This is a genomic window from Azohydromonas lata NBRC 102462, from assembly GCF_001571085.1.
Classification (GTDB): Bacteria; Pseudomonadota; Gammaproteobacteria; order Burkholderiales; family Burkholderiaceae_C; genus Azohydromonas; species Azohydromonas lata.
On sequence record NZ_BCTC01000159.1, the window covers coordinates 1 to 11,066 of the forward strand.

Below are 11,066 nucleotides of genomic sequence, written 5' to 3' on the forward strand. Positions count from 1 at the left end.
CGGCGGCTTCGAGGATGTCGCTCACGGCCTGGCGGCCTTTCTTGAGGCCATCGATGGACACGAATGCGGTGCCGGTGGACATGAGGCTGCTGCTCCAGGGTCGGTCGTTGCAGCCTGCATTGCGAGAGTTGTGCCAACTCAACTTTCCAAGGGAAATCAAGCATTTGCGGCCCTTGGCCTTGTGCGGTAGGCGACAAACCCAACAAGCCGCGTCGCCTCCCCGACGCGCCGCCTGTGCGGCTTGTCGCACGCTCCGGCCGCGCCGCCGCCCGCCCGCACGGGCCAGCCTTCTGCCCCAAGCGTTATGCAGCCAGCTTTTCAGCGCTGGCCCGCGACTTGCATGGTTCACGTTACGCTGTGTAGTTCGGTTTATTGCGATGCAAGGAGGTGATCCATGAAGAGCTGTGTGCAAGCCGCCGCCTGGCGGCCCGCGCTGTTGCGCGGCGTGGTTGCGTGCCCGGGCGGCGGGGTGGAGGCGGTGGTGAGCCTGGCGGGGATGCAGTTCCTGCGCGTGCCGGTGCCCGGCGTGGGCGAGGTGTGGTCGCGCCTGATAGGCACCAAGGTCTGGGTGGACGTGCAGCGCCACCGCGTCTGCGCCGACGTGCCCGTGCCGCCTGTGCGGCACGGGGCCTGAGCGCCTGGGCCCTAACCCGCCACCGGAAGGAGCCTTGAGATGAATCCCTTGCCTTTGGACTGGTGCCAGGCCGTGCCGGACGGCTTCGAGAACGAGGTGGTGCCGCCCTGGACGCTGCGGCGGCACGAGGACGAGGAGGCCCTGGCCACCAAGCTGGTCGGCCTGGACGCCCAGGGCCGGCGCTGCTGGATACGCCACGACCACACGGCCGTGGCCGAGGGCTTCGACGAGGAGGAGCTGCCCACCGCCCGCCCAACCACCCACGAGCGCCGCACCGCCTGGCGGCTGCGCTGCGGCCAATGGCTGCTGTGCGTGGACCGCGTCGAACGCCTGGACTCCTGCCGCCCCCGCGTGCAAAACCTCCCGGCCGTGCTCAGGCGCGAGGAGGACCTGGGCCTGTAGCGGGCGCGGCCCTGTGCGGCGGCCCTGTGCGGCAGCCGACAAAACCGACAGGCCCGGCGCGCCGGGCCGCCCGGTTTGTCGGGGCGTAGGGCTGGCGTAAGGCGGCGCGCCCGGGGACATGGCCCTGGCCCGTCGCTTGCAAGCTGCCCGGCCGACGTTGTGCATAACTATTCATCGCGGCGCATGGAGGTATGGAGCTATGGGAAGCCTGATCGAAGAAAGCCTGATCCCGGCCTGGGGCGAGGCCATGCCCGCGGGCTACGAGGACGAGGTGGTGCTGCCCTGGCGCTTCACGCAGCACGAGGACGAGCAAGCCCTGGCCACCAAGCTGATCGGCCTGGACGCCCAGGGCCGGCGCTGCTGGATACGCCACGACCACACGGCCGTGGCCGTGGGCTTTGACATGCGGGAGCTGCCGATTGCCCGCCCCGTCGCCCACGAGCGCCGCACCGCCTGGCGGCTGCGCTCCGGGCAGTGGCTGCTGTGCGTGAACCGCGTGGAGCGGCTGGACTCCGCCCGCCCCCGCGTGGAGAACCGGCCGGTGGTGATCACGCGCGAAGAGGATCTGGGGCTGTAGCCGCGCGGCACTTTCCAACACTGCGGCTCCCGGCGCAGTGCGTAAAACTGATGCACCGGCGATAAACTGAAAGATTGATCCGTCCGGCCTTTCAGTTTCTATCGCCGCCGTGCCCTGGCGCGGCGCGCGGCGCGGCTTGCCCCGCGCCTTCCGCCATGAGCATCTTCATCAGCATTGCCGCCTACCGTGATCCGCGCCTGTGGCTCACGGTGGCAGACGCGCTGGAGCAGGCGGCCGATCCGGGTGCGCTGCGCTTTGCCGTGGTGGACCAGTCCGACGCCCCCGCCGAGCCGCCCGCCGAGCTGGCCCGCCGCGCCGGCGCCATCCACTACCTGCACCTGCACCACCGCTTCAGCCGCGGCCCGTGTTGGGCGCGCTCCATTGCCGCCAGCTACTGCCAGGGCGAGCCCTACTTCCTGCAGGTGGACGCGCACATGCTGTTCGACCGGCACTGGGACCGGCTGCTGGTGGAGCAGCTCGAAGCCCTGTCGGCCCGCAACCCGCGCGCCATCGTCTCCACCTATCCCGCGCCCTTCGAGCTGGTGGACGGCCAGGCCGTGCGCCGGCCCCTGCCCGGGCACGCCCTGGTGCTGGAACCCCAGCCCGGCGTGGCGCTGGGCGCCGACTCGCCCGTGCTGGCCTTCAGGAGCCGCGCCGTGCCCGCGCGCGGGGCGCTGCCGGGCTTTCACGTCGGCGCCGGGTGCCTGTTCACGCGCAGCGCCCTCATCGCCGAAGTGCCCTACGACCCGTGGCTCTACTTCCACGGCGAGGAGCAGAACCTGGCCGTGCGCGCCTGGACGCACGGCTGGGACATACACCACGTGCCGGATCTGCCGATCTACCACCTCTACCACCGCGGCGACGGTCGCCCGGTGCATTGGGCCGAGGGCGACGACGCCGCGCGCCCAACCCGCTGGTGGGACCTGGAGCGCGCCTCCCAGGCACGGCTGCGCGCCCTCCTCTACGACAACGCCTACCTCGGCGCCTACGGCTTGGGCCGCGCGCGCAGCCTCCAGCAATTCGCCGAGCACTCCGGCATCGACTACCCGAACCGCATCTGCAGGGCCCCCGATTGAAAAAGAAGTCCACCGCCCCCGCCGTGGCCGACGTCACCGCCGACGCCCGCCCCGCGCCCGCCCGCCGCAACCGCCAGGCCGAGGCCGCCCAAGCTGAAGCGCCCGCTCCGGCCGTTGCGGCCGTTGCGGCCAAGGCGGCCAAAACCGCTGCGAAGACGGCCAAGCCCGCCGCCAAGAAGGCCCCGCACAAGGCGGACAAGGCCACCGCCGCCAAGCCCGTGGCGCCGCAGGCGGCGGCCGAGCCCGCGGCCCAGGCGCCGGCCACGGCCGCCGTGAAGAAGGCTGCGGTGAAGAAGGCCGCCGCCAAGAAGGCTGCCGTCAAGACGGCCGCGCCGGCCTCCAAGGCGCCCGCCGAGCCCGCCACCGACGCCACGGCCGCGCAGCCGGCCGCCCGCAAGGCCTCCCGGCCTGCGGCGCCCGCGCCCAAGCGCGCCCCCGCGCCCGCGCCCGCACCCGCGCCGCGGCGCTCGGTGCTGCCCATCTTCCAGATCTATTTCAAGGAAGAGCAGCGCCCCGGGCTGGACCCGACCTTCACCCCGCTGGACAACGCCGGCCGCGACGACCCATTGCGCGAGTTCGCCGTGTTCGAGCGGCTGGCCGCCGAGCCCGCGCTGCAGCGTGCGCCGCTGTGGGGCGCGCTGTCGTGGCGCTTCGGCCAGAAGACGGGCCTGAGCGGCGCCGCGCTGCTCAAGGCCATCGCCGACAAGCCCGGGCAGGACCTCTACTTCTGCAACCCCTACCCCGAGCATGAGGCGCTCTACATCAACGGCTGGCAGCAGGGCGTGCCCTCGCACCCGGCCTTCACCGAGCTGTGCACCGCCGTGCTCAAGGCCGCCGGGCTGGACGAGGCCGAGCTGGGCGCGGTGCAAAGCTCCGCCCGCTTCTCGGCCTGCAACTACTTCGTGGGCAGCCCCGCCTTCTGGGGCGCCTACCTGCCCTGGGTGCGCGGCGTCGTGGACCGCGCCCGTGCCGCGCTGCCCGCGGCCGTGCTGCGCGTGCTGGACTCCCCGCTGAGCGACCCCAAGGGCCTGCACGCGGGCTCCACCTACTGGCCCTTCATCGTGGAGCGGCTGCTGCCGCTGTTCCTGCGCCAGGCCGGCAGCGGCCTCAAGGTGCACAAGATCGCGCTGCCCGCCAGCGAGGCGCGCATGAACGTGCACCTGCAGCGCCTGCGCGAGATGAAGGACATGGCCCACCGCAGCAAGTCGCGCTGGCTCTACGGCTGCTGGCTCAACTACCGCAACCTCTACATGCTGCAGACCGCGGGCTCGGCCTGGTGCAAGCGCTACCTGCCCAAGATCAGCGCCACGGCGTTCGATTTCCGTTGAACCCGCCAGCCGACACCGCCTCTTCGGCCGCTTCCAGCGCCGCCGGCGGCCTGCCCGCCGCCCCGGCGCCTGAGGGCCAGCGCCAGCTGCTGCAGGCCCTGCTGCTGGAGGCGCGCCAGGCGCGCGAGGCCCGCGACGCCGCCGCCGAGCGCGAGGCCCTGGAGCGCGCGCGGCTGCTGGCCCCGGCCGATGCCGGCGTGGCGCTGGCGCTGGCCGCCGCCTGCCTGGCCGCCGGGGACGCGCCGGCCGCCCTCGCCCACGCGGGCGCTGCCGCGCGCACCCAGCCGCTGTGGCAGGCCAGCGCGCTGCAGGCCCAGGCCTGCCAGCGCCTGGGCCGTGCCGACGAGGCCGCCGCCCACCTGCGCAGCCTGCTGGCCGACGCCGGCACGCCCGCGACGCGGCGCGGCGCCGCGCTGCGCGAGCTGGCCGACCTGCAGCTCAACGCCTTCGGCGACGCGCGCGCCGCCGCGCTGGCGCTGGACGAGGCCGCGCGCGGGCAGCCGGCGCTGGCGCTGCAGGCCGCGCTGGCCGCGCTGGTGGCCGACCTGTACGAGGGCACGCGCCGCGGCGTGGACATCGCCGCCGGCTTTGCCGCGCTGGCCGGCCAACTGGGCGTGCCGCGAGAGGGCGAGGGCCCCGCGCGCGCGCCGCGAGCGCCCGGGGCGCGGCCCCGCATCGGCCTGGTCTCGGCGCAGTTCTGCGCCTCGCCCGTGGGCTTCCTGACCCTGGGCGCGCTGCGCGCGCTCGCGCGCGAGGCCGACCTGATCTTCTTCGACCGCGGCGCCAAGGCCGATTGGGCGCGCACCGAGTTCCTGGCCCTGGCGCACCGCTGGGTGAGTTGCCGCGCGCTGGACGCCGCCACGCTGCGCCGGCTGCTGCTGGCGGCGGACCTGGACGCCCTCATCGACCTGGGCGGCTGGACCGACCCCGAGGCGCTGGCCGCCGTCGCCTCGCGCCCGGCGCGGCGCCAGCTCAAGTGGGTGGGTGGCCAGTCGCTGAGCACGGGGCTGCGCTGCTTCGACGGCTTCATTGCCGACGCCCGCCAGGTGCCCCCGGCGGCGGCCGGCCTCTACAGCGAGCCCGTGCTGCACGCGCGCCACGGCTACGTCACCTACACCGCGCCGCCCTACGCGCCGGCCCTGGCGCGCGCCGCCGCCCAGCTGCCCGCGCCCGCCGCGCGGCCGTCCGCGGGCGTGTACGCCCTGGTCTCCAACCCCGCCAAGATCAGCACCCACACCGCCCGCGCGCTGGAAAAGCTCAAACCCCGGCGCCTGGTGCTGGTGGACCAGCGCTGGCGCCACGAAGGCACGCGGCAGGCCGCGCGCCGGCGCCTGGGCGCGCTGATGGACGTGGCCGAGTTCGTGACGCCCGCCAACCACCCCGACTACCTGCAGGCCCTGGCCGCGCTGGACGCCAGCTTCGTGGACACCGCGCCCTACGCCATGGGCCTGACCGCCATAGAGCTGCGGCTGCTGGGCAAGGCCCTGCACTGCGTGCCGCGCAGCCCCACGGCGCTGATGTGCGAGCGCCACGGCGTGGCGCACCTGGGGGCGCGGCGCTTTGACCACCACGCCGAGCTGGGCGCGCAACTGCTGGCCTGGAGCCTGGGATGAGCGCCGAAGTGCCGGGGCTGCACTGGAGCAGCGCCAGCGCCCTGCGCGCCGTGGCCGAAGGCGGCTGCGTGCTGGACGCGCCCATGGTGGCCGTGCTGCCCTGGGTGCGGCGCGCGGCGGCGCAGCGCGCGGCGCGGCTGATGATCGCCCGCGCCGGCGTGGCGCTGCAGGTGCTGGCCGTGCAGGACGACGCCGGGCTGGGCCCCGTGGCGATCTGGAACCTGGCGCTGCGGCGCACGCGCGGCGCCTTTTTCCTCTACGTGGCCGAGGACGCCTTTGCCGGCCGGCTGTGGCTGCGCTTTGCGCTGCAGGCGCTGCAGGCCAAGCCCCAGGCGGGGCTGGTGGCCTTCAACGACGGCAAGTGGTTCGGCCAGCTCGCCGGCTTCGGCCTGGTGCGGCGCTCGTGGCTGCAGCCGCTGTACGGGGGCGACCTGTTCTTTCCCGGCTATGCCCGGCACTACGGCGACACCGAGCTGACCCTCATCGCCCGCCAGCAGGACGCCCTGGCCTACCACCCGCACGCCGTGCTGGTGGAGGTGGACGACGAGAAGGACGGCAAGCCGGTGGACGAGGCCGACCGTGCCTTGTTCAGGCAGCGCGCCGCCGGGGGGTTCGATGGGCGGGTGGTGGACAAAGGGTTGCTGGCGAGCTTTGGGTGAGGGCTCAGGCACCGTGCGCGGCGGCCACGGCGCGGAATTCCGTCTGGAAATCTTGCGATGCCGGCTCGATATGCAGGCTTTGCGCGCAGGCCTCCAGCAGGCGTGCCGCAGCCCTGACCAGCCAGGGCAACAAGGCGTGCAACTCGTTGAAGTGCTCGGCGATCAGCGCATAGTCGGTTTCGTAGTCGTGCGCGGCCAGATTGCGGGCCGTGCGGCAGAGCTGCCAGCCCTCGACGGAGTCGATCACGGCCAGCTTCTCGAACAGGACCAGTACTTTCAGAAACGGCGTGGTGGCTTCGCTCATCAGCAGCGCGGCGTGGCGCATGGCGGCGCCCATCGTGTCCTGGAGCTTGGCGAAGCGTTCGTTCAATGCGGCGAGTGCTTCGAAGAGGTCAACGTCCTTTTGCCGCCGGCGCAGCGTGGCGCCCTCCAGCGGCCAGGGCACCTTGGCTGCAGTGGCGTGCAGAAAGTGCGCGCAACGCTGCACGGCTTCGAGCAGGTTGGCCAGGTGCTCACGTTCAGCGGCCAGCGAGTCCGTCATGCCTTGTCTTCCAGAGGTTGAGCCCGGCTGCGGGCCAAGCGGACAAAGGCACTGCCCGCGTTGCCCTGCTGAACGGCCACGATGTCCACAGGCAGCCCAAGCGCCTGCTCCAAGGCGAGCGTTGCGTACATCCGTTGCCGCAGCGTGGGCGGTGTGGGGGTTTCCACAAGCAGATCCACGTCGCCGCCGCGGGCCGTGTCGTCCAGCCGGGAACCGAACAGCAGCACCTGGGCGTCGGCGCCGTAGTGCTGGCGCAGGCAGCGCAGGATGGCTTGCGTTTGGTGGGGAGCGAGGCGCATGGCGTAGGCGAGACGGAGCTGCCATTGTCTCGCGGCCATGACGCCTGGCGCCACGCCGGTCACGCCAAAGCCGTATCGGCTGTCCCTTCTTCCGCCTGAGCCGACTGCAGCGCGTCAAAGCGCTCGCGCAAGGCCTGCGCCATGCGTGTGCCTATGGAGGCCGGGGCGAAGGTGCTGTGCATCTGCTGCGGCAGTTGCAGCGCCCACTCGCTGCCCGCGGCCGAGCGCGCCGCCCGCATCTGCCTGGCCGCATGCGCCACGTCCGGCTCGGCCCACCAGGCGCCATCCTCGGCCTCGATGAACGGATATTCCCCCACCGCCACGGGCCGCTTCTTCCACTTCACGGGGTAGCCGCTGTCCTTGGTCAGGAAGTCGGCGTTGCCCGAGAAGCCGGTGCCCACCACGGGTTTGCACAACAGCATGGCCTCGGCCAGGGTGCGGCCGAAACCTTCGGAGCGGTGAAGCGAGACGTAGGCGTCGCAGGCGTTGACCAGCCCGAGCACCACTTCCCGGTCCAACGTGCGCTGCAGCAGCACGATGCGGGGATCCGCGGCACAGCGCTGCGTGAAGGCTTCCCAGGCCGGGTTGTCGCCGCGGCTGTTCATCGTCTTCAGGACCAGTCCAACCGAGCCGTCATCGGGAAAGGCCCGCTGGAAGGCGTCTATCACCGCCTCCGGGTTCTTGCGGTCCAGGTAGGAGTTGAAGTCGAAGATGTAGAGGAACAAAAAGCGCTTTGCCGGCAGCCCAAGCGAGCGGCGCGACGTCTTCTTCATCCGCTCCACGCTCACGGGCAGCGGCATGAGCGTCACGGGCTTGGCCGTGGACTTGCTGAACATCTCCTGCGTGAAGCGGGTGGCCGCCCAGATTTCGTCCACCACCTCAAAGGCCGGTTGCCAGCGGCGCGGCCACACCGGCAGCTCCCACGGCCACCAGCCGATGTTGTAGCGGCCGGCAAACAGCGCCGGTCCGCGCTCGGCATAGGCACGCACCGTGTCGAACCCGGTGAGGCAAAACAGGTTGATGGCGTAGGGCAGCTCGGCAGCGTCCTCCACCACGTGCGCCGCGATGTGCCTGTCCGCCTGGCGCAGGTGCTGGCCGGGGTTGATGTTGAGCACCTTGAAGGGAATGTCCGCGGCCTCGCAGGCGCGCGCGGCCATGCGCAGGTCTTCGCCTATGCCCAGCTCGCCGTAGGCAAAGCCCACCAGGTTGACGCCGAACGGCGCGGGCTGCTGCCCCCCGCGCTGCGAAGGCGCGCAAGCGGCGGAGGCTGCAGCCTGCGCGGAGGCGCCCTGCAGCAGCGGCTGCAGGCCAAAGCGTTGGGCTCCCTGCGTCGTGAACCAGTGCACCAGGGCCTGCCGGCCTTCGGCCTTGGTGAGGTCCCAGGCGCGCTGCAGGGCCGGCTGCTGGCGCCACAGCAAGGTCATCAGCCAGGTGGGCTGTGGCCCGGGCCCGTCGAAGGCCGGGGCGTTGAGCGCCGCGCGCGTCGCGCTGTCCAGGAAGGCCTCCAAGCCCAGCTCGCGCAAGGCCACGACGTAGAACCACGACACCGCGTCCCACAGGCCCACGGGCGAGCCGATGTCGAAAGCCTGATGCACGGTGGGCCGGTGCGCGTACAGGCACAGCAACAGCCGGTTCATGCCCAGCCCGCCGCGCTGCGGCGACGCGGCCACGGGCTCGAACAGCCAGCGCCGCTGCGCGTCGGCGGGCAGCCAGTCATTGGCGGCCGGGTATTCGCGGTGTCCGGACAACGCCCACCACAGCAGAAACCGCTGGTCGTCGTTCGCGTCGGCAACGCTGGCCTTGAAGTTCTGCAGCACGTCGTGGCGCAGCAGGCGCACGGCATCCAGTAGTGGCAGGGGCATGTGGAAAAGGCCTGGGGGCCAGGGACGAAGGACGGGGAACGGTTACAGCGGCTGCAGCGGCGACGGCTGTATGCGGAAAGTGCGCAGGAAGCGGTCGAGCATCTGGTTGTCCCGTGCCTGCGGGAACACCACGCCGTTGGACGGCTGGGCAACGTCCAACTCCGCGGCCAGCAGGTCGTGGCGCAAGCGCCGCGTGCGCAGTGCCTGCGCCAGGGCCAGCGGCTGCGCGCTTGGCGCGACGGTCTTGAACTGCAGGGCCAGCACGACGAAGTTGCTGCTCCTGCGCTGCAGCGCCGACAGCAGCGGCTGCAGGCCTTCCAGGCTCACGGGAACCGGCGACACCAGGACGAACAGCTTCCACGCCGGGCTGGCCAGCACTTGGCGCAGCCGCTGCACCGCGCGCTGGAAATACGCCGCATGCGCCGGATCGGCGGCCGGGTCGTGATGGTTGAACACAAAGGGCACGCCCAGTTGCTCGCGGTAGAAGCGGTGGTCGCAGCGGTTGGCCTCGATGGTGTGGCGTTCGGCTTCCGGCACGCTGCGCCACTGCCCCGCGTCCAGGAAGGTGGCGAAGTCGTCCTCCAGGCAATGTGCAGCCATGCCGACGCTGGAAAAAATCCAGTCGAAGGGGCCAGCCCATTGGCGCAGGCCCAGACGCTTGAGCGCCATCGCCGCGTGGCAGAAGCTGCCCAGCGGTACCACGTGGCCGAAGGTCTCGCCGCTGAAGTCCGGCAGGTAGGCGTTGGAGCCCGCAGGCGCCAAGCGCAGCTCGGCCCTGAGCTGGAACTCGGCACCTCGGGTGAACGCCTCGGCCAGGCGGCCGTAGCGCAAGGGATCGGCCTGCTGCAACTGCAGGGCTTGCAGGTGGTGCTGCAGCCCGCCGGGATCAGGCGCCCGGCCCAGCAGCCCGGTATAGAGCGCCTGCAAAAACTGCTCGTCGGTCATCATCAAATGCTCACGCGCGCTGGGCACAGCCCTTCCAGGCGCAACGGTTCATGGGAGGGCTGTCGCCCGCTTCGCAGCCGCGGCGGCCTGCACTCGCGCATTGTCCCAGTGAACGGCCACCCCGGCCGGCTCAGCCGTTTCCCATGTCGCGGTGTCGCCCTGCCCTTGCCGGCTGCCCAGGGAGGAGTGCTGCACGGGCTCATGTGCGGTCGCGCTGCAGCCGCCGTGCCACCTGCTGTTGCAGGTGCGGCAGTGCCAGCGGGTCCAGCCAGGGGCGCGCCTGCTCCAGCATCTGCGCCATGTGGCCGTCCAGTGCGCCCGCGTCGCCGCGCGCCTTCGGATCGGCCAGCAGCTCCTCCAGGTAGCTCAGCAGCCACTGCCCAGGCGCGGCCTTCTGGTGGCGCCAGAGCACTTGCATGCCCTCCAGGGTCACGCGCATGCGTGCGCGGCGGGTGATGCACTGGTCGTGCAGGCGTGAGCGCGCCTGCAGCGCGTCGACGAAGCCGATGCGCCCCTCCAGGCGGCCGAATGCACGCAGCCAGTAATCGAAGTCGAAGGCGGTCTTCAACGATTCGTCCAGCGGACCCAGCAGCAGCGGCACCGTTCGCTTGAAGAACACCGTGGGCTGGCAGATGAAGCAGCCCTCGTTGAACCGCTCCAGCGGCGTGTGCGGCGGCAGCGTCGGGTACGGCGCCAGCGGCTTGCCGGCCTCGTCCATGTGTTCGCCATGCCCGTAGACCAGCGCCCAATGCGGCTGCGAATGCAGCGCCTGCAAGGTGCGCTCCACGGCGCCGGGCGTGTACTCGTCGTCGGCGTTGAGCCAGCCGACTACCGTCCCTCTGACGCGGGCCAGGGCCTTGTTCAAGGCGTCGGCCGGGCCGGTGTCCGGTTCGCTGAAGAAGCGCACCCGGGCGTCGCGGGCCTGCCACTGCTGCAGCAGCTCCAGCGTGCCATCGCCGGAGCCGCCATCGGCCACGATCAGCTCCAGCCGCCGGTGCGACTGCTCCAGCACGCTGCGAAGCGCCTGCTCCAGGAAGCGGGCCTGGTTGAGCGAGGGCATGACCACCGACACCAGCGGCGGCACGCCCCCGGCTGCACTGCCGCTGGGCATCACTCGTGGTAGTCGTAGG

Annotated in this window: 12 protein-coding genes; 7 read left to right on the forward strand and 5 right to left on the reverse strand. The window is 71.8% G+C overall.

Annotation, left to right across the window (positions count from 1 at the left end; translation table 11 throughout):
• The first annotated feature begins 394 nt into the window (after positions 1-394).
• The 7 genes from ALA01S_RS28845 to ALA01S_RS28875 all read left to right on the forward strand — a co-directional run bounded on the left by ALA01S_RS28845 (position 395) and on the right by ALA01S_RS28875 (position 6,289).
• Positions 395-634, forward strand: coding sequence for a hypothetical protein (locus ALA01S_RS28845; RefSeq protein ID WP_066342812.1), 240 nt, complete (start codon positions 395-397; stop codon positions 632-634).
• 39 nt (positions 635-673) lie between these two features.
• Complete coding sequence (locus ALA01S_RS28850; RefSeq protein ID WP_066342816.1) at positions 674-1,036, forward strand: hypothetical protein; 363 nt, start codon at positions 674-676, stop codon at positions 1,034-1,036.
• A gap of 199 nt (positions 1,037-1,235) precedes the next feature.
• Entirely contained in the window at positions 1,236-1,613 is a 378-nt protein-coding gene (locus ALA01S_RS28855) for a hypothetical protein (protein ID WP_066342817.1), read from the forward strand.
• 155 nt (positions 1,614-1,768) lie between these two features.
• Entirely contained in the window at positions 1,769-2,689 is a 921-nt protein-coding gene (locus tag ALA01S_RS28860) for a GlcNAc-transferase family protein (RefSeq protein ID WP_066342820.1), read from the forward strand.
• Positions 2,686-4,017 (forward strand): hypothetical protein, encoded by a 1,332-nt coding sequence (locus ALA01S_RS28865; protein ID WP_066342822.1) that lies wholly within the window; start codon positions 2,686-2,688, stop codon positions 4,015-4,017. The genes ALA01S_RS28860 and ALA01S_RS28865 overlap by 4 nt, the downstream gene beginning before the upstream one ends.
• On the forward strand, positions 4,014-5,630 hold the full coding sequence (locus ALA01S_RS28870) for a tetratricopeptide repeat protein (RefSeq protein ID WP_066342825.1): 1,617 nt from the start codon (positions 4,014-4,016) through the stop codon (positions 5,628-5,630). The genes ALA01S_RS28865 and ALA01S_RS28870 overlap by 4 nt, the downstream gene beginning before the upstream one ends.
• A complete protein-coding gene (locus ALA01S_RS28875; protein ID WP_066342827.1) occupies positions 5,627-6,289 on the forward strand; it encodes a glycosyltransferase family protein in 663 nt (220 codons plus the stop codon). Before ALA01S_RS28870 ends, ALA01S_RS28875 begins: the two co-directional genes overlap by 4 nt.
• A 4-nt stretch (positions 6,290-6,293) precedes the next feature.
• On the opposite strand, the gene ALA01S_RS28880 is transcribed toward ALA01S_RS28875, so the two are convergent.
• The 5 genes from ALA01S_RS28880 to ALA01S_RS28900 all read right to left on the reverse strand — a co-directional run.
• Entirely contained in the window at positions 6,294-6,830 is a 537-nt protein-coding gene (locus ALA01S_RS28880; RefSeq protein WP_066342829.1) for a hypothetical protein, read from the reverse strand.
• On the reverse strand, positions 6,827-7,168 hold the full coding sequence (locus ALA01S_RS28885; RefSeq protein WP_218011545.1) for a nucleotidyltransferase domain-containing protein: 342 nt from the start codon (positions 7,166-7,168) through the stop codon (positions 6,827-6,829). The genes ALA01S_RS28880 and ALA01S_RS28885 overlap by 4 nt, the downstream gene beginning before the upstream one ends.
• Positions 7,169-7,188: 20 nt before the next feature.
• The gene (locus ALA01S_RS28890) at positions 7,189-8,991 is read right to left on the reverse strand and encodes a glycosyltransferase (RefSeq protein WP_066342831.1); all 1,803 of its coding nucleotides are present in this window, start codon (positions 8,989-8,991) and stop codon (positions 7,189-7,191) included.
• 42 nt (positions 8,992-9,033) lie between these two features.
• A complete protein-coding gene (locus ALA01S_RS28895; RefSeq protein ID WP_169806039.1) occupies positions 9,034-9,936 on the reverse strand; it encodes a DUF1796 family putative cysteine peptidase in 903 nt (300 codons plus the stop codon).
• Positions 9,937-10,135: 199 nt separating this feature from the next.
• Positions 10,136-11,066: glycosyltransferase family 2 protein (locus tag ALA01S_RS28900; protein WP_218011546.1), on the reverse strand; the 931-nt coding region annotated here is incomplete at its 5' end.